This window comes from Stenotrophomonas sp. NLF4-10 (genome assembly GCF_022359915.1).
GTDB lineage: Bacteria > Pseudomonadota > Gammaproteobacteria > Xanthomonadales > Xanthomonadaceae > Stenotrophomonas > Stenotrophomonas daejeonensis.
Genome location: NZ_JAKSEE010000003.1, coordinates 3,513,486 through 3,532,879 on the forward strand (window position 1 = coordinate 3,513,486; position 19,394 = coordinate 3,532,879).

Genomic DNA, 19,394 nt, shown 5'->3' on the forward strand with positions numbered 1-19,394 from the left:
TCACTCGATCAGGTCCTACCGAAAAGGCCGCACGGTTTCTTCCGAAAGCCAGCGGCGCCTTGGACGGCACTATTCTGGGACCCCGTCATGCGTCCTCGAAGCAGCGAATCGTTCTTGGTTCTGCGCGTTATGTGATCGAGCACGCCGAGCTACGGTCTCGACGCGAAGGGGTCCGGCCAACTCTTCGAGTTGCGTGCGGCCGGCATCGGTCAGCGCAATCGCCGCCCCGTCGCCATGCAGGCAATCCCCGTGCGTTTGCCCGTCCGGACCACCGTCTCGCCAGCAATACGCAGTGGCCACCAATTGGCCATTGGCATCGAACCATCGTGATGTACCGTCCGTTGCCGCCTGCCACCCCAATCGATTGGCTAGGCCCGGATCGAGTGTCAACTCAAAGCGCGGCAGTGATGCAAGGCCTCGGTGAGTAACGGCGCGGACTGGAAAGCCAGAGTCGGGCAGGCGCTCGAATAGCGACACGGGGTCCCGACCGGGAGGAAGCCTCGTCCCAAGAAGGCGCATCCGACTCCACTCGTAGGCCGTGAAACTGGATCGCCCCTGGAAGTGGGTCAGCTCCGCCAAGACGGTTTCGGCACCTCCTGCGGCAGGGAGGTCTTCCTCCACTTGGGCTAGCCAAGCCTCTTCCTCCGCGCTGAAGCCGCGCGGCAGTACTGGTCGGACCACAAACTCCGGCCTTCGATCGATCGCACTCCGCATCCACTTCGGGGAAATCGCGAAGTCGCCGAGCAGTGAATCGACTTCCTCGGTGTCGATTCGGCCGGAGCCGTCCAACTCGCCGGCCACATGTCGCAATGCGCGCAACCCACCAACGAAATGTGGGGCGAAGTATTTCAGCTGCAAACCCATGTTCTGAAGGGTTCCCCGGAGCTCAGCAGCGCCTGCCGATCCAAATGCCTGGACACCACCCCAGCCGTCTATCAGTTGCTGGACTCGGTGGCGAATGTGATCCTCGGTTACCCCGGCGATTGACGCGATCTTCTCGATCAGGTCGATGAAAGGTGCGCACCACGCCACAGCGTCCGATACGAGGGGCGCACCGAAAGGTCGTTCGCGAAGCGTTTCATCGCGTTCGGTCACCTCAAGCGGAGGAAGGGCAAGTCCATAAAACGCCGGTACTGCGCTGCGTCTAACGCGGAGCTCCAATTCCCAATGTTCGGCTAGCTTACGCGCGAGAATGCGCACTCCAAAGTCGTCATCGTTTGCCAGATCGCCAATTTGTGAGGCAAATTGTTCCTGAAGCGCAGCGTTGCTTGTAGACCGAAGCAGTTGAAGCCCTTTGATGATCGAATCTCCCGAATCACTCAGCAGAGAATTGATCAGAATCCCAAAGGCGGCCGGGTCCGAAGCCGAGAGAGACAGCGCTCCGCGCCCCGCTTGCCACTGAAGTTCCGAAACGGGCAGGGATATGACCTTATGAAAAAGCTTGGCGATCAGTGCCGCATCCGACAATCCATCTTCATGGTCGACATCCCGACCTAAAGCGTAATCACGAGTGTGTGGCAGCTGGTCTTGTACTGACGCCCACATGCGAGGCCAGTTTGGAGCAGATTCGAGAAGTGGCCAGATGTCATCGATGTCCCAAAGTAACGAATTGGTGGCGTCGTCTCCGGCGGCCAAGCTCGAGGCCAGATTTGCATAAGCCAATTCGTAGACGCTCTCCCCCTCCAATTGCAGGCGGGCACGGAAGTAGCGTTGCCGTCCACCACCCATCATCCAAGACCAACTGAAACTGCGGTCGGCATCGGGCTGATATTCATTCGTCAAACGAATGGCGACCTCTCGCTGCCCCTCCACCAAGGCTCTGTCGACGAGAGAGAATCTGGCTCGATTGTCCTCCTGGATCTTTGGGTGGCGATCAAATACTTCCAGTGCGAGGTTGAAATCTGAGGCAGACACCAGCCGCCGAAAAGCCGATCCGGCTTCGAAGCTGGCGGCGCCTGAAGCAGCGTCAGCGTGCAACCTATCCGCCAGTTCCCGCATGTCTAGTGCGTCGTCGTAGCGCATGGGGGAGTTGCCTCCACTTCTTGGCAACGGCACGTCGCCGGCAATACGAACTCTCGCCGCTTCGACGGTAGCCAAGTCTGCGCCGCGCAGGGAAAGCGCGGCCTTCAGCGCATCAATGAGCTCCGGCCTAACATCAACCTGAGCGTGAATCGCGATGCTGTCGAGCAGCAATCTCACGATATCGTCCAGAATTTCAGGACCCGCGGTCTGAATCGCCTCGCGAATGAAATTGCCCTCCTCGGATACACGGTAGTAGGCAGCCCGGTGGAATGGCAGGCAAAGCGAAAGCCATGTCTTCACGCACGAAAGGACGATCCGTGGATCGCGCCGGATCATGCCCGCCATCAATGCGTCCACGATTTCAGGCATTTCAATCAGACCTGCCTCGAGAAGCGCATCAGCGACACTCGAGCCGAGTTGCGCGCTGTCCATGGCAGCCTCAAGAATCAGGCCATGTGCGATCCGGCCTGCCGCATCGCTTCCCTCCGTCGAGGCCATGCCAATCGCCTGTCGCGCCAGCACGCGAACTCGCTCAGCGCGCCGACTTGGATCCGCCTGGTTGGCCTTCCGTAATAAAGTCATCCAGAACGCGTACTGCGGGTCTTTTTTGGCACGCAGCGCATATCCCAAGGTATGCGCTCGCTGCTCCACCAGAAGGGTTTGGCTGCGTGCCGGACGGCCTACGCGCGCAAAGGCCTCGGCGAGGCGCGCGGTGCTCTCCAGGAATTGACCGGGCGTCCCTTGGTCGCGGCGCTCGAGCAAACCATCCAGCCGTCGATCCGCGTCATCCGCGTTCTGACCCAGATTCGCGACGGCCTTAGCGATCATCATCTCGAGAGAGAACGTGCGACCACGGACCATCGGGTGGTCCCCGAGAATCCGGTCTACCGCTTCAATGGCTCGCGCGAATTCGTCGCGGCTGATACGTGCCGCAGTCTTCAAAAGCGAACTCAGCACTCCGGGTGCCGCCCTGTCCAGCTGGCCGATCACGAAATATTCGCCACCCCCACCCGGAGCTGTGCGACAAACGTAGCGCACGAAAGCTGCGCACTCCTGTGCAACTTCACCAGCCTGCATGCCTTGCGGATCGCGCCTGCTTCGGGCGGCCAGGATGCCAGCGTGCTCCGCAAATTGCTGAAGCGGAACGAGCTGAGGCTTACTCGATGGGGAAGATGTGGGTAGAGCCTCATTGAGCAGGGTTACCAGTTCGGCATGCTCTATGACCGCCCGGGGGATGTCCTTGGAAAGTCCATAGTCTGTTGAGTCGTCCATTTCGGCGATGGCTGGAACCGCCAACCCGGCCGCTAAGGATTGCGCACTTCCCACGGCACCGCTGCGCGCAGCAATTAGTGACACGCCACGTCTCAACCCGCGAGGCACCTCGGCCAACTCAGCAGCATCTGTTGCGACGTCATCAATCTCAGCAATCGCTGAGGTCGCGCGCTCCTGCACGCCGTCCTCAAGAGCGCGCCTAGCTGCAACCAGCCGCATCGTCGCGCGAACAGATGGTTCCAACTCATAGGCTTCGATCACCACGTCAATATCCGCCGAGGGATCTGAGGTGACCGTGGCAAGCGCTGCCTCCCAACGGATCGACCAGCCTAGGTCGTCTGGGTCATTGAATTGATCACGTTCGCGCCGAACCATCTCAACAATTCGGTTGATACCAGCCATGATCTCGCTGGAGCTGCGAAAATCGACAGCGCGTGCAGCCCACTTCTGCAGCTCACGCTGCCGGGTCATCGGACTGCTCATCGAGGAATCCGAGCCCAGGTCGTGCAATGGCTCGATGCGCTCGAACAACGTCCTTGCGCGCTCAATGTTTCCTTGGTCCTGCCAAGCATCCACGACATCGTAGCCATCGCCCCCTGTCTCGTCGAAGAGCGCTTCTGCCTCGTCGACCTGACCCAACGCAATCAGGGCTTTGATGGTCTCGCGGTCGTCTTCGAAGGCAGAAGCCCTTCGAGAGATTTCGTCGGACGCAAGAATCAGGTTGAAGGCAGCCGTCGCATCCCTTATGTACTTGAGGGAACTGAAGGCCAACCTGATGTCGTCTTGAATGTCGGACGCCGACCGACCAGCCAGATACTGCTCGCGAAAGGATGCGGGGGTCGCAGCTGCGAGCACGTCCGCATGCTCGCCTACCCTCATCAGATAGCGCAGCTTTAGGAAGCGTTGCGGCGAATCAGGACCCGCTTGCTCGGCAATCTCAACAAGTCGGCGGTAGAGGCGCGAAGAAGAGCCGGTATCCGGCTCACCGAACCGGAATCGAGGGACGCGAGCGACATACAACCGAAAGCTGTTATGGAAAATCGACCAGCCACCTTGAGAACGCTTCAGAAGGTGACGCGCGGCGCGCCATGCCTTTTCAAGCGCCGCCCGTGAGTAGAGGTGCTCGAGGAGGCTTAAGTCCAGTGGCGCCTCGGCAAGTGCGACGAGACCCAGGATGTCCATGACCTCATCGTCGTCGACGAGCCCGCGTAGAGCAGACGCGTAATACGCTTCGATATCCCCCGCATACTCGAACCCATCATCTAGGATGGAGTTTCTCGCTTGCTCGTTTTCTGCCGAAAGCAAGGCCTGAATCAGGTAGTGCGTGGCGAGCGGATGACCGTGGGCGAGCTCGCGAAGGCGCGATCTAGGCACCGACTCAGGCAACCCCATGGCGTCTGCCATTGACGAAATCGCGGCCTGCGAAAGCGGGGCCATATCCACGCGTCTTGCCGCCGTATCGGCCTGATCTCGAACCGCAGGCGGGACCCCGGGAAGGTCCAGACGCTGGGTGCCGAGTAGAAAGATGACCCCCTGCGGAACCGAGGCTGGCAGCGGGAGTTCAGAAAGAAACGATCGCTCAGGACGCTCTTCGCGTGGGACGTGATCCAGGCCGTCCACCACGATAAGGGTTCGAACACCCGTCTCCTGAAATCGCTGACCGGCCGCCGCCAGCAGGGCTTCGAATTCCTCTCGACGGTCTTGCGGCGACTCTCGCCGAAACCGTACGCCCGGTAAGCCAGTCCGCCTCAATCCAACGATCAGATCCTCATGAAAGTCGGCCGCTTCGGCGCGGCCGATTCCTTGAGCAGCTCCAGGCACGAATGCAAGGTAGCGGACAACAGTCAACTGCAGCTCGGATTCCAGCGCGATCTGGAGCAGAGTCGATTTGCCCGAACCCGGTGGGCCGACGAGCGACAGGTAGCCCGAGGGGGTTGCGGTCAGCGCTCGTCTTAACTGGATTTCCGAGGTCGGATTGCGCTGCACGGCAATGCCGATCGGGAACTGATGGCGATGACGCGTCTCAGTGTCACGCCAGCCCATTTCCCTGAGGAATTCCTCCCGCGTCCATCGGTCCTGCTCGGGAACGCGTGCGACCAGCTTCGGCAATCGTTGCGCGATCAAGTCTACCTGTGGTCGCGACTGGGCCGTAATGCCGTAGCGTGTTGCAAAGTCTGCCTGATCGCCATGAATCAGCTCCAATCGGCGAAAGAATTCTTCGAATTCTGGCTCTGCAAGACTGGATGCCGTCCGGAGGTGCTCGACAATCGGCCACCATGGCGAGGTTCGCCACTCGGCTATGCTCCACGACGGATGCAACTGCCAGTGCGAGACAAACTGCCGCGTAGATCCAGCTCCGTCCCCCACGTCATCGTTATCCGATGGCGCATCTGACACGACCACTCTGATGCGAACGTTCTGTCCAGGACAACTGCCTCTGAGTTCGTCCCATGCGACCAGCAAGCCGGGTAGCAGTCCATTCGCACCCGTAAGTAGAGTGCGGATGCGAAAGGTTCCAGGGTCTCGCGAAGTCTTGAACTGATGACCCACAACATCACCGTCGTACCCCAACACGACGTCATCAGCGATTCCCGCACAACGATCTGCAAGGCCTATCCAGCGTAGGTCTCCGCGGTCCAGTCCGTGATAAATGGCGGCGGCCGCGGCGTCGTACTGCCGCGTGTAACCACGCTGTGCTCGTCGTTCGCCTTCCCCGGGCGGTGTCGGGGAACGTTGGGGGCCTGGGGAAGCGCCAGGCAGGTCAGGGTCCGTCGGGTCGGTTGTACTCATGGCCCCGATAATAATGGCCGTCCGGTCCGCACTCGAGGCCTCGACTGTGGCCCCTTGGCGACGTCAACGGCTACGCTTTGGGAATGCGAGAACCGTTTACTTGCCTCCAGGCTGTGATTGACGACTCGGGTAGCGACAAGGGCGACCGGAGGTTGTTCATGGCCGGCTTTGTTTCTACCGCCGAGAACTGGGCATTGTTTTCCGACGCATGGGCGGCCGAACTGCGGGCCGGGAAGCCCATTAACTACTTGAAGATGCGTGAGGCAAACAGCAGGGATGGGGAGTTCTATGGTTGGACACACGAGGAGGTCCGCCAAAAGCTAGCTCGCCTGAAGGCGCTCGTCGACCACTTCGCGCCGATGTCTTTTCATAACTCAATGAGTCGTTCGGCTGATTGGGAGGCATTCAGGGCGATCGCCCCACGGGGCCTAGGGAATGCACATTTCTCCTGCACCTTCGGTATTGTCTCCTCCGTTTGTCGGTTCGTCGCCAGACATAAGCTTCCAACCAAGATTGAGTTCATCTTCGACACTCAGACGGAAATCGAAGATGAGGTTGATCTGTTTTTTGAGTACATGGCGGAAAGCATTCCCAAAGAAGCACGCGCACTGATCGCGCGCAAACCGAGATACGAGGACGACAAAACATTCGCTCCACTTCAAGCTGCTGGCATGCTCGCCTGGCACCTCCGCAGAAGACATGAGGATCACGGCTCATGGATCAAAGGATCTGACGATCTCGCTCCCATTAGCAGTGGTGCTCACCTCGACTGCGGTGACCTCGACATGGTCCTCCCGAGTAGTTACAAGGGAGTGGCAGAACTGATGGACGGAGTAGATGGCCTGAAATCGAAGGGCGAATGGCAGCGAATGAAGAAGGAGGCGCGGCGATTGCAGGCGGCAGGCTACGTACCGCCGGCAACTTCATCTCGCGAAGCTCACTTCCGCGCTCTTATGTGCTGGCAGCGGGTTCGTGTATTCAAGAACTGGTTTCGCGGACTTTTCGGGCGCTAGGTCGAGACCTTGTTCTTCTCGTCAGGCCCATGCCAAGCCTGTGACTGAAGTTCGTTTAACGTCCGCTTTGGGTCGGAAGCGGCCGCCTAAGCACCGGACAAGATCCGCGCCCACCGAGCAAAGTTGGCGACGACGCATGAATTCAACCATGGATCGAGGCCTACGTGCCACGCCTTAGCTCGTCCAGGTAGTTGGCCCAAGCCTGCATCATCTTCTTGCGCTCTCCCAGGTGGGTAGTCCGGTTGTACGCCCGCCCCAGCGGATCCCGCACCGCATGGGCAAGCTGATGCTCGATGAAGTCCGGCCTGAACCCAAGCACCTCGTCCAGCAAGGTTCGCGCCATGGCCCGAAATCCATGGGCAGTCATCATCTCGCCATCGAACCCGAGGTTCCGTAGAGCAGCGTTGATCGTGTTCTCACTGATTGGCTTCTGGATGCTGCGCACGCTGGGAAAGACGTACCGGCTTTTCCTTGCATAGGGCCGGACATCCTCCAGGAGCTCGACGACCTGGCCAGCCAGAGGAACGATGTGCTGGGTCTGGGTCTTGTTGGTGATGTAACGCCACTCAGCAGCATCCAGATCGATATCCTCCCAGCGCGCCGCACGGAGCTCGCCCGGCCTGACGAATAGGAGCGCCGAGAGCTTGAGCGCAGCGGACACGATCGGCGACCCCTGGTAGCCGTAGATGGCCTTGAGAAGCTTCGCCACCTCCCCCGGCTCCGTCAGGCTGGAGAAGTGCTTGGTTTTCGTAGGGGTCAGCGCACCGGCAAGACTCAGGGCGGGGTTGTTCTCTGCACGGCCGGTGGCGATGGCATAGCGAAAGACCATGCCCGCGGCGGCGCGAGCCCGATGTGCCGTCTCAACCGCTCCACGGGCCTCGATCTTCCGGAGGGCTTTCAGCAGGATTGGCGCAGTCACGCTCCGAACGGGCAGATCAGCGATGCTTCCCAGGTCGCGCTCCAGCATCCGGCGCTCCCGTACGACTGACCCGGGGGTCAGCTTCTTGGCCCGTTGCGCCACCAGTTCCTTAGCAAGCGCGCCAAAGGTATTGCCGGCCTCTTCCTCCTGTGCCGCCCGCTCGATCTTCACCACGAGAGCCGGGTCCATGCCCTTCTTGAGCTGGGCCCGGGCCTTGTCCCGCTCGGCGCGAGCTTCTGCCAGGGAAACCGCCGGGTAGTCGCCGATGGTCAGCATGTTCGCCTTGCCGGCGAACCGGTACCGATAACGCCAGATCCTGGCTCCAGAAGGCCTCACCTCGACGCACAGCCCATTGGCGTCGGCGACGCGATAGACCTTGCCCTGGGGCTTGAGGCTGCGCAGCTTGGTGTCCGTCAACATGGCTGTGAGTAACCGGTATGTGAGTAAGCGAAGACCTTCCGGCCATCTTACTCGCACCGTTACTCACGTTCCAGCCGGATGGGGGTGCACACCACCGGACCCGGCCGGACACGAAAGCCACGGAGCACAGCCACTTTGCTAGGATATTCGGACTGATCTGGACGTGGTCGGATCAGCAGATGGTGGGCCCACCAGGATTCGAACCTGGAACCAAAGGATTATGAGTCCTCTGCTCTAACCGTTGAGCTATAGGCCCGCGTGCAGGGGCGCAAGTGTAGTGGAGGCCGGCGCGGGCGACCACACCGCCGGCCTTGCGCCGGCGTCAGTGGGTGGACTGCGAATAGGGACGCATCCGCGGATCGGTGCCCCATTGGCGGTTGGGTTCGGCCTGCATGGTGAAGCGCAGTTCGCCGCCGGCCATGATCTCCTCGTGGCGCAGGAACGCGCGCTCCAGCGGCTTGCCGTCGAGGGTGGCGCCGCCGATGTAGGGATGGGCGTCGTCGAGGCCGTCGGCGACGATGGTGAAGCGTTCGCCATTGGGCAGGTTCAAGGTGGCGCGCGGCAGGAACGGGCGGCCGATGACGTACTCGTTGCTGCCCGGCGTGACCGGGTAGAAGCCCAGCGCGGTGAACACGTACCACGCCGACATCTGGCCGAGGTCGTCGTTGCCGGCCAGTCCGTCGGGGCGCGGCGCGTACTGGGTGTCCATGATCCGCTTGAGCCGCGCCTGGGTGCGCCACGGCTGGCCGGCATAGGCATAGAGGTAGGCGACGTGGTGGCTGGGTTCGTTGCCGTGGGCGTACCAGCCGATCAGGCCGGTGATGTCCTCCATGTGCTCGAACACCGCCGGGTCCACCTGCGCATCAAACACGTCGTCGAGCCGTTGCAGCAGCTTGTCCGCGCCGCCGTGCGCGGCGGCTAGCCCGGCCACGTCCTGCGGCACGTACCACGAGTACTGCCAGGCGTTGCCCTCGGTGTAGTCGCTGCCGTAGCCGCTGGCATCGGGATCGAACGGCTCGCGGAAGCCGCCGTCGCGCTTGCGTGCGCGCATGAAGCCGGTGGCGGGGTCGAAGGCGTTCTTCCAGTTGCCGGCGCGCCTGGCGAACTCGGCGGCGACGTCCTCGCGCCCCATCGCCGCGGCCATGCGCGCGATGCTCCAGTCGTCGTAGGCGTATTCCAGCGTCTTGCTCGCCGCCTCGCCTTCCTCGTCGATCGGCACCCAGCCCAGCTCACGGTACTGGGCGATGCCGTCGTAGGGGCCGTAGTCGGCGCTGGCGACCATCGCCTCCAGCGCCTCGCCGGCATCGAAGCCGCCGATGCCCTTCATGTAGGCGTCGGCGATCACCGGCACGCCGTGGTAGCCGATCATGCACCACGTCTCCAGGCCGTGGAACGACCAGACCGGCAGGATGCCGTAAGGGCTTTCGCGGCGCGCGGCCAGCAGCGAGTTGACCATGTCGCTGCTGCGCTGCGGCGGTTGCAGCAGAGTCATCAGCGGATGCAGCGCGCGGTAGGTGTCCCACAGCGAGAAGGTCGAATAGTGGGTCCAGCCCTTTGCCTGGTGCACGGCGTTGTCCGGGCCGCGGTAGTGGCCGTCGCTGTCCATGAACAGGGTCGGGCCGAGCATGCTGTGGTACAGCGCGGTGTAGAAGCTGGTGCGCAGTGGCGCCGGCGCATCCACGTCCACCGCCGCCAGCGCCTGCGCCCACTGCGTGCGGGCGGTGGCGCGCATGCCGTCGAAATCCCAGCCGGGCGCTTCGGCGTCGAGGTTGGCGATGGCGTTGTCCTCGCTGACCGGGGAGATCGACACCTTCACCAGCAGCGGCTCGCGCCCTCCATCGCCGAAATCGAAGCTGCCGACGAGTTGCCGGCCTTCGATCTGCGCGCGCGCGGCCGGGTCCTTCTCCGCCGGCGGCGGGAAGCCGCGGTAGGCGACGTCGGCCTCGGTATCGTGGAAGGCATGCCCGGCCAGCGGCCGCGAGAAGCGCATGGCGAAATACAGCTGGCGGCCGGGCGCCCAGCCGCGAGTTTGGCGGTAGCCGGTGACGGTGCCGTCCGCGCGCAGCCGCAGGCGCGACCACAGGACCTTGCCGGGGTAGTCGTACATGCTGGTGCGCAGGTCGACCAGCACGTGCGCCGGCTGGCCTTGCGGGAAGGCATAGCGGTGCATGCCCACGCGCGCGCTGGCGGTCAGCTCGGCACGCACGCCGTAGTCGTCCAGGGTGACGGCGTAGTAGCCCGGCTCCGCTTTCTCGTCCTCGTGGCGGAAGCGCGAGGTGTAGCCGCTGCCGGGCCTGTCGGCATCGCCGCGTTCGTACTTCACCTCGCCGGCGATCGGCATCAGCAGCACGTCGCCGAGGTCGGAGTGGCCGGTGCCGGAGAAGTGGGTGTGCGAGAAGCCGACGATGGTGTGGTCGTCATGGCGGTAGCCGGCCGCCCAGCCATAGCCTTCCTTGCGCGACTTGATTTGGGTGTCGGGGCTGAGCTGGATCATGCCGTGCGGCACCGTCGCCCCGGGGTAGGTGTGGCCTTCGCCGCCGGTGCCGATGAACGGGTCCACCGCCGCCACCGCGCGCTCGCCGGCACCGTCGCCCGCCACCGCCGCGCCCGCCAGCAGCGCCAGCGCCAACCCCCACTTCGCCTGTCCGACCGTCATCACCCGCCCCTTTTGGACCGATCCAATGCAGGCGTCGAAAATACCATCCGCCGCTGCCGCGAAGGTGGTACGACCTTCCATAAACGGAAAAGCCCCGCTTGCGCGGGGCCTTTCCTGCCGCTCCCGCGACGGGCGCGGGTCGGGTGGATCACTCGATGTCGAGGAAGCTGCGCAGCTGCTCGGAGCGGCTCGGGTGGCGCAGCTTGCGCAGCGCCTTGGCCTCGATCTGGCGGATGCGCTCGCGGGTGACGTCGAACTGCTTGCCCACTTCTTCCAGCGTGTGGTCGGTGTTCATGTCGATGCCGAAGCGCATGCGCAGCACCTTGGCTTCCCGCGGGGTCAGCCCGGCCAGCACGTCGCGCACGGTCTCGGACAGGTTGATGTTGGTGGTGTTGTCGATCGGGGACTCCACGTTGGTGTCCTCGATGAAGTCGCCCAGATGCGAATCCTCGTCGTCGCCGATCGGGGTTTCCATCGAGATCGGCTCCTTGGCGATCTTCATCACCTTGCGGATCTTGTCCTCGGGCATGTCCATTTCCTTGGCCAGCTCCTCCGGCGTGGCCTCGCGGCCGTACTGCTGGAGCATCTGCCGGGAAATGCGGTTGAGCTTGTTGATCGTCTCGATCATGTGCACCGGGATGCGGATGGTGCGCGCCTGGTCGGCGATCGAGCGGGTGATGGCCTGGCGGATCCACCACGTCGCGTAGGTCGAGAACTTGTAGCCGCGGCGGTATTCGAACTTGTCCACCGCCTTCATCAGGCCGATGTTGCCTTCCTGGATCAGGTCGAGGAACTGCAGGCCGCGGTTGGTGTACTTCTTGGCAATCGAGATCACCAGGCGCAGGTTGGCCTCGACCATTTCCTTCTTGGCCTTGCGCGCCTTGGCTTCGCCGTAGGCCATGACGCGGCTGATTTCCTTCAGCTCGTCCAGGCTCAGGTGCGCGGCCTTCTCCACGTCCAGCGTGGACTGCTGCTCGGAGATGATCTGCTCCTTGACGTCACGCAGCGCCGAGGACCACTTCTGCTTGCGCTTGATCGCGTCCTCCACCCATTCCAGGTTGGTCTGGTTGCCTTCCCAGGAGCGGATGAAGTCCTTGCGCGGCATGCGTGCGGTGACCGTGGCCAGGTGCAGCACGCGGCGTTCCTGCGCCTTGACCTGCGCCATCGTGTCGCGCAGCTGGCGCACCAGCACGTCGGTCAGCGGCAGCGGCAGCTTGAGGGTGACGAAGGTGGCCGACAGCTCTTCGCGCAGCTTGGCCTGCGCCTTGGCGTCGCCCTTGGCGTGGGCCTTCTTGAACTTGGCCAGGTCGCTGGCCAGCTGTTCCATGCGGCTGGCGACTTCGGCCGGGTCCGGACCGGTCGGGCCGGTATCCTCCTCGCCGCCGTCCTCGTCCTCGTCCTCGTCGGCCTCCGAATCGCCGTCGTCGCTGCTGTCGTCGCTGTCGGCGGCGGCGGCCGGCGCCGGCACTTCCTCGGCCAGGTCGTTGAAGCCGACGATCACTTCGGCCAGGCGCTTCTTGCCTTCCTTGTGCAGCTCGTAGTCGGCCAGCACCGACTCGACGGCCGGCGGGAACGTGCCGAGCGCGGCCTGCACCCGGCCCAGGCCTTCCTCGATGCGCTTGGCGATGGCGATCTCGCCCTCGCGGGTCAGCAGCTCGACCGTGCCCATCTCGCGCATGTACATGCGCACCGGGTCGGTGGTGCGGCCACCCTCGGTATCCAGTGCGGTAAGTGCAGCGGCGGCTTCCTCGGCGGCGGTGTCGTCCACCTCGCGGTTGCCGGTGTTGCCGTCGCTCAGGCTCAGGGTGTCGGCATCGGGCGCCACTTCATGGACGTCGATGCCCATGCCGGTGATCAGGCCGATGATGTCCTCGATCTGCTCCGGGTCGACCATGTCGTCGGGCAGGTGGTCGTTGACTTCGGCGTAGGTCAGGTAGCCCTGTTCCAGGCCCTTGCTGATCAGTTGCTTGATATCGGATTGCTGGGCAGGACGTTCGTTGGCCATGTAGTGCTCGCGCCACCGGCAGGGGGTAAGGAAGAGAACCTACTATTATACCAGCGCTGCGGGACGCCTGCCGTGCGGTGGTTTCACGGGCGTCACGGTCGACGGGCGGCGGTTCAGGCGCCGGCCTTGAGCAGGAAGGTGACCGGGCCATCGTTGACCAGGCTGACCACCATATGGGCACCGAAACGGCCGGTTTCCACCTCTGCGGTGTGTTTTTCACGGCAGATCGCCACCAATCGGTTGAAAATCCGTTCAGCCTCGGCCGGTGCCGCCGCGCTGGTGAAGCCGGGCCGCATGCCCGAGCGGGTGTCGGCGGCCAGCGTGAACTGGCTGACCAGCAACAGACCACCACCGGTATCGCGCAGGGAAAGGTTCATCCTGCCGGCATCGTCGGCGAAAACCCGGTAACCGAGCAGACGCTCGGCCATCCGCGCCAGCGCCGCCTCGTCATCTCCCGGTTCGACCCCGACCAGCGCCAGCAGGCCCGGGCCGATCTGCCCGACCACCGCCTCGTCGACACTGACCGACGCCTGGGCAACACGCTGGATCAAGGCAAGCATGGACACTCCTGCGGGATGGGCCGCCCATCATGGCATCCGGGCGCAGCCGCTAGACTTGCACGGATGAAACCTGAAACCACCGCCCGCCTCTATCATCGCCTTGCCGCCGCGCTGACCGGCCTGCCGTGGTCGTGGCTGCGCGCCTTGGCCGATGCCGCGGCATGGCTGTGGCGGCGCATCGACGCGAGGGAAAGCCGGGTGACCCGCCGCAACCTGGAGCTGGCCTACCCGGAACTGTCCGCCGCGCAGCGCGCGCGACTGCACCGCGACGTGCTGCGCAGCACCGCCCGGCAAACGCTGGAAACGCTGTACCTGTGGACCCACGCCCCCGCCGCCAACCTTGCCCGCCACCTGCGCGAGCGCCACGGCCAGGCGCTGTACGACGCGGCGCGGGCCTCCGGCAAGGGGGTGATCGTGGTCGCCCCGCACTACGGCAACTGGGAGCTGCTGAACCAGTGGCTGGCCTCGCGCGGGCCGTTCGCCTTCGTCTATGCCCCGCCCGAAAGTCCCGCCGGCAACGCCTTCCTGCAGCTGGCCCGTGGCGGCGACAACGTGCGCCAGGTGCGCGCCGAAGGCGCGGCGGTGCGGCAGCTGTTCAAGGTGCTCAAGGACGGCGGCACGGTCGCCATCCTGCCCGACCAGCAGCCGAAGAACGGCGACGGCGTGTTCGTGCCGTTCTTCGGCGTGCAGGCGCTGACCATGACCCTGGTCAACCGGCTGGCCGAGCGCACCGGCGCCACCGTGCTCTGCGCCTGGTGCGAACGCACCGGACCCGGCCTGCAGTTCGCCCTGCACGTGGAGCCGGCGCCGAAACGGATCGCCGACCCCGACCCGCAAACCGCCGCCACGGCCCTCAATACCGGCGTCGAGCGCATCGCCCGGCGCGACCCGGCGCAGTACCAATGGACCTACAAGCGCTACAGCCTGCGCCCACCCGGCAGCGGCGAAGCCAACCCCTACGCCACCGCGCGGCATCCGCACTGAGCCCGCGCGCCACACACCGTTCCACCCGCCACGGCGATTGAATCCCCGGCCGGCGGCCCCCATCAGGTTCACGATGAACGCCTCGCTCCCCTCCCAAGCCTCCCGCACCTTCGGCGAAACCGCTGCCATCCGCTGCGAGCGCGCCGCCGCCGAGCTGCGCGCCGGGCGGCCGGTGGTGGTCACCGGCGGCCAACGGCGGCTGGCCACGCTGGCGCTGGACAGCGCTTCCCCGGCCGGCTACGCCGCCTTCGCCGCGGCGGCCGATGGGCGGCACTACCTGTTCCTGACCGCCCCGCGTGCCCGCACGCTGGGGCTGGATACCGCGCACGGCATCCGCATCGCGCTGGCCGGGCACGACTTCGCGCAACTGCCGGCCCTGGCATGGCTGCGCGACGCGACCGCACCGCAGGACGGCCTGCACGAAGGCGACGACCTCGACGACGCCGCCACCGAAATCGCGCGCCTGGGCCTACTGCTGCCCGCGCTGATATCGGTGGAACTGCCGGCCGGCGCGACGCCGTTCGACGGCTGCCTGCAACTGGCGCTGGCCGACCTGCGCAGCGGCGCCACCCAGGCCGGGCAGGACTACGAGCTGGTCACCCGCTCGCCGGTGCCGCTGCGCGACATCGGCATGACCGAGTTCGCCGTGTTCCGCGGCGGCGTGGCCCAGCGCGACCAGGTGGCGGTGATCGTCGGCACCCCGGACATGGCCGGCGCCGTGCCGGTGCGCGTGCATTCCTCGTGCCTGACCGGCGACCTGTTCGGCTCGCTCAAGTGCGACTGCGGCGACCAGCTGCGGCGCGGCCTGCGCACGCTCAAGGAACTGGGCGGCGGCATCCTGCTGTACCTGGACCAGGAAGGCCGCGGCACCGGCATCGCCGCCAAGATGCGCGCCTACGGCTACCAGCACGAGGGCCTGGACACCATCGACGCCGACGCCCAGCTCGGCTTCGGCGCCGACGAGCGCCGCTACGGCAGCGCGGTGGCGATGCTGCGCGCGCTCGGTGTGCAGCGCATCCAGTTGCTGACCAACAACCCGACCAAGGTGCAGCACCTGCGCAACGCCGGCATCGAGGTGCTCGGCTGCGTGCCGGTGACCGGCGAGATCACCGCCGAAAACGAGCACTACCTGCGCACCAAGGCCACGCGCGCCGGCCACCACCTGGACGTGGACGCGCTGATCATGGCCGCGCAGTGAGGCAGGAACGAGTGGAGAGGAACGAGCAAAGGCAACAGCGATTGCCGCAAGCGTCGGCCGCCTTTGTTCGTCGCCTTTTCCCGAATCCTTCGTTTTCACCTTCGCGGGAATGATGGGCTCCTGCTTGATGGTGGCATTCTGATGGTTCGCCCGATTGCGGGGCAGGCACGCAGATGTTCCGTAGAGCGGGGCTTGCCCCGCTGAGGCATTCCCGGCTGAGCCTCAGCGGGGCAAGCCCCGCTCTACAAGAGATGGCACACCCTTGGCATCGCGCGAAGCGGCTCCCCGCCATCGGGCGAACAACCTTTTTGATTGCGGTTGCTTCACGCCGCGAACCCGCTTCTACTCGTTCCTCGTTCCTCCCCACTCGTTCCTCCCGCAGCCCCATGCACCCACCCGAACTCCCGCCCCCCCCCGACGCCCCCTGGCAACCGCTGCCGGCGCGCGGCGCGTTGTTCGCCGCCGCCGGCAGCGGACTGGGCATGGCGCTGATGCTGGGCATGGCCTGCGCCCTGCTGATGCTGGTGCTGCGGCTTCCGCAGGCGTTGCTGGCCATTCTTGCCGGCATCGCCGTCGGTGCCCTGATTGGCGCATGGTTCGGCTGGCGCCGGCACCGGCGCACGTTCTGGCAGCTGGACGCGCAGGCGCTGGCCGTGCGCCGCGGCCACCTGTGGCACAGCGAAAGCCATGTCCCGGTATCGCGCGTACAGCACCTGGACCTGCGCCGCGGCCCGCTGCAACGCGCCGCCGGGCTGGCGACGCTGGTCGTGCATACCGCCGGCACCCGCATGAACACCGTGGCCATCGCCGGGCTGGAACAGGCCGACGCCGAACGCCTGCGCGACCGGCTCGCACGCCAGCTCGACCACGACGACGCGCTGTGAACCACCCCGGGCCACCGGCGGAAGGACAGGAGCAGCGGCTGCACCCGTGGTCGTGGCTGTTCGCGTTGCAGCAGCAGGTGCAGCAGTTCCTGCTGCCGCTGGTGGCGCTGCTGTTCTTCGGCAGCCGCCGCGAGGACGGCCAATGGCCATTCCAACTGGTCACGCTGGCGGTGGTGGTGGCACTGGTCGCCAGCGCGCTGCTGCAATACCTGACCTACCGGTACCGCATCGGCCGCGACGCGCTGGTCATCCGCAGCGGCGTCCTCGAACGCACCCGGCGCGAAATCCCGTTCGCGCGCATCCACAACGTCGTCGTCCACCAGAACCTGCTGCACCGCCTGTTCGGCGTGGCCGAACTGCGCCTGGAATCGGCGGCCGGCAGCAAGCCCGAGGCGGAGATGCGGGTGCTGCGGCTGCAACAGGCGCTGGAACTGGAACGGCTGATCCGCCACGGCAGCCATGCCACGGCCACAGGCGAGGCCCCGGCCGAACCGGCCAGCGAAGTGCTGCTGACGCTGCCGTTGCCCGAGCTGGTGCGGCAGGGGCTGATTTCCAACCGTGCGATGGTGGTGATGGCCGCGCTGGTCGGCGCCGCCTGGCAGATGTTCCCGCGCGAGCTGGTCGAGGACTTCATCCGCGAACAGGGCCGCCAGGCCTTCGGCTACGCCAGCGGACTGCAGCTGGCTACGCCGACGCTGCTTGCCGGCGGCCTGCTCCTGCTGCTGCTCGCACTGGTGCTGATGCGGCTGTTGTCCATCGCGCTGGCGATCGTGCAGTACCACGGCTTCCGCCTGAGCGAGCAGGAGCGGCGCCTGACCGTGGAGCGCGGCCTGCTCACCCGCTTGCGCAGCAGCGTCGCCCGGCGCCGCATCCAGGCCTGGACGCTGCGCGAAGGCCTGCTGCACCGGTTGTTCCGGCGTCGCCAGCTGCGCGTGGACATCGCCGGCGGCGGCACCGGGGAGCAGGACGGGCGGGCGCTGAAGGAACTGGTGCCGCTGGCACCGCCGGCGTCCTGCGATGCGCTGCTGCAACAGCTGCTGCCCGGCGTGCAGTGGCCGCCGACGCACTGGCAGGCGGTATCCACCCGCGGCTGGTGGCGACTGTGCCTGCCCGCGCTGTTCGTCACCGGCGTGGCGACGACCCTCGCCTGCCTGCGTTTCGGCGGCTGGGGCCTGCTGCCGCTGCTGTGGCTGCCGTGGTCGCTGTTCAACGCGCACCGCCAGGTCACGCGCATGGCCTACAGCATCGATGCGCGACGGGTGGCGGTGCGCGGCGGCTGGTGGAGCCGCTGGTGGCGCATCGCCGAACTGGACAAGCTGCAGGCGCTGCGGCTGGACCGTTCACCGCTGGACCACCGCTTCGGCACCGCCACGCTCACCCTCGATACCGCCGGCGCCTTCGGCGCGCAGCCGCTGCGGCTGCGCTTCCTCGAAGAAGCGCAGGCGCGCGAACTGATGGAACGGCTCGGCAAGGAGATGGCGCGGCGGCGGTTGCGCTGGTGAGCGAACGCCACCACCGCGGCGTAGCTGCCGGGCTTGCCCGGCACGGGGCCGTCCCCGTGACCAGCCAGTAGGTCGGGGCTACGTACCCGACGGCGGCATGCAGGCACGAAGCATCGAGGGCATAGCGGCCCGCCTTCAGCGCCGCGCCGGGCCCCAATAGCCGATGCGCCTGCGGATCTTGAGCTTGCGCCACAGGTTCATCGGCTTGGGCTTGCGGTTGCGCGCGCCGGCGGCGATGAAATCGTCGATGGCCTGCAGGATGCGTTCGCTGGACCTGCCGTCGCGGTACGGGTGCAGCTGGTCGGCGAACCGGCGCACCGCGGCCATCAGTTCCGGCGGCCGCGACAGGGCGGTGCGGATGGCACCCTCGAACTGCGCCGGGTCGTCGATGTCGATCAACTGCGGGCCCGGGCGGCGGTTCTTGAAGGTGACGACCGGCTTGTAGGTCAGCAGGAACTCGTTGAGCGCCGAGGAGGTATCCGAGCACATCATGTCGACCTGCGGGAACAGGTCCAGGATGTTGTCGTCGTCGGCGAAGCGCAGGTAGTCGTTTTCCAGCGCGCGGTACCTGGCCACCATCTCCGGGTCCATCTTCGGGTGGAAGGTGACGATCCAGCGCCACTCGCCGGTCCGCGACAGGCGCTGGATCTCGTCATGCAGGATGCCGGCCGCGCTCCACGAGGGCGAGAACGTGGAGTGGTACAGGATCACCGGCGGCTCGCGGACCGGCTCCGGCTCATCGTGCAGCTGGCTCATGAACGGGTCGATCTTCGGGAACCCGGTTTCGACCACCGAGAAGTGCCCCAGCTTCTCCGACAACGCCGTGAACGCGGCGGTATCGCGCGGCCCGGTGGTGCAGTACAGGTCGAAGAAACCGCGGATGTAGATGTGGCGCGGCTTGCCCGCATCGAAACCGTGGAAGGTCTCCACCTTCACGCCCGGGAAGAAATGCGGCACCGCGTTCGACGAGGTGATCACCGCGCAGGGGTTCCAGTCGCGTACCTGCTGCACGCTGAGTAGGGTCTCGTCGGCGGCGAGGTCTTCCGCGCCGGGGCCATCGAAGAACCACGCCGCCTCGTCGCCACGCGCACGGATCGCCGCCTGCAACGGGCGCAGGATGGCCAGCGCATAGCGCTCGGACCCATACAGCAGATAGTGGCGTGGCACGT

General features: G+C 65.3%; 11 protein-coding genes and 1 tRNA gene. 5 read left to right on the plus strand and 7 right to left on the minus strand.

Annotation, left to right across the window (positions count from 1 at the left end; genetic code table 11):
* Positions 1-69: 69 nt before the first annotated feature.
* Positions 70-5,496, minus strand: a complete 5,427-nt coding sequence (locus tag MIC98_RS16640) for an ATP-binding protein (protein WP_239737929.1) — start codon at positions 5,494-5,496, stop codon at positions 70-72.
* A 671-nt stretch (positions 5,497-6,167) separates the two neighbouring features.
* Here MIC98_RS16640 and MIC98_RS16645 point away from each other — a divergent pair.
* Positions 6,168-7,097: a DUF3800 domain-containing protein gene (locus tag MIC98_RS16645; protein WP_275584519.1), complete on the plus strand. Its 930-nt coding sequence runs from the start codon at positions 6,168-6,170 to the stop codon at positions 7,095-7,097.
* A gap of 160 nt (positions 7,098-7,257) precedes the next feature.
* Here MIC98_RS16645 and MIC98_RS16650 read toward each other — a convergent pair whose 3' ends face one another.
* The 5 genes from MIC98_RS16650 to dtd form a co-directional block, all read right to left on the minus strand.
* The gene (locus MIC98_RS16650) at positions 7,258-8,436 is read right to left on the minus strand and encodes an integrase arm-type DNA-binding domain-containing protein (protein WP_054659492.1); all 1,179 of its coding nucleotides are present in this window, start codon (positions 8,434-8,436) and stop codon (positions 7,258-7,260) included.
* A gap of 180 nt (positions 8,437-8,616) precedes the next feature.
* A tRNA-Ile gene (locus tag MIC98_RS16655) sits at positions 8,617-8,692 on the minus strand.
* Positions 8,693-8,758: 66 nt separating this feature from the next.
* Positions 8,759-11,092, minus strand: coding sequence for a GH92 family glycosyl hydrolase (locus MIC98_RS16660; protein WP_239737931.1), 2,334 nt, complete (start codon positions 11,090-11,092; stop codon positions 8,759-8,761).
* A 148-nt stretch (positions 11,093-11,240) separates the two neighbouring features.
* Positions 11,241-13,097 carry an RNA polymerase sigma factor RpoD gene (gene rpoD / locus MIC98_RS16665; RefSeq protein ID WP_057641257.1) on the minus strand — a complete coding sequence of 619 codons (1,857 nt, stop codon included), beginning with the start codon at positions 13,095-13,097 and terminating at the stop codon, positions 11,241-11,243.
* A 113-nt stretch (positions 13,098-13,210) separates the two neighbouring features.
* Positions 13,211-13,657: a D-aminoacyl-tRNA deacylase gene (gene dtd / locus MIC98_RS16670; RefSeq protein ID WP_239737932.1), complete on the minus strand. Its 447-nt coding sequence runs from the start codon at positions 13,655-13,657 to the stop codon at positions 13,211-13,213.
* A gap of 63 nt (positions 13,658-13,720) precedes the next feature.
* Between dtd and MIC98_RS16675 the strand changes: the two genes are divergently transcribed.
* From MIC98_RS16675 to MIC98_RS16690, 4 genes are all read left to right on the plus strand, one after another.
* Positions 13,721-14,641 (plus strand): lauroyl acyltransferase, encoded by a 921-nt coding sequence (locus MIC98_RS16675; protein ID WP_345772168.1) that lies wholly within the window; start codon positions 13,721-13,723, stop codon positions 14,639-14,641.
* 73 nt (positions 14,642-14,714) lie between these two features.
* Positions 14,715-15,839, plus strand: coding sequence for a GTP cyclohydrolase II RibA (gene ribA, locus MIC98_RS16680; RefSeq protein ID WP_239737934.1), 1,125 nt, complete (start codon positions 14,715-14,717; stop codon positions 15,837-15,839).
* Between the two features lie 386 nt (positions 15,840-16,225).
* On the plus strand, positions 16,226-16,723 hold the full coding sequence (locus MIC98_RS16685) for a PH domain-containing protein (RefSeq protein WP_239737935.1): 498 nt from the start codon (positions 16,226-16,228) through the stop codon (positions 16,721-16,723).
* Positions 16,720-18,225, plus strand: a complete 1,506-nt coding sequence (locus MIC98_RS16690) for a PH domain-containing protein (protein ID WP_239737936.1) — start codon at positions 16,720-16,722, stop codon at positions 18,223-18,225. The genes MIC98_RS16685 and MIC98_RS16690 overlap by 4 nt, the downstream gene beginning before the upstream one ends.
* A 135-nt stretch (positions 18,226-18,360) precedes the next feature.
* Here the strand turns inward: MIC98_RS16690 and MIC98_RS16695 are convergent, their stop codons facing one another.
* Positions 18,361-19,392 carry a CDP-glycerol glycerophosphotransferase family protein gene (locus MIC98_RS16695; RefSeq protein WP_239737937.1) on the minus strand — a complete coding sequence of 344 codons (1,032 nt, stop codon included), beginning with the start codon at positions 19,390-19,392 and terminating at the stop codon, positions 18,361-18,363.
* Positions 19,393-19,394: the final 2 nt, after the last annotated feature.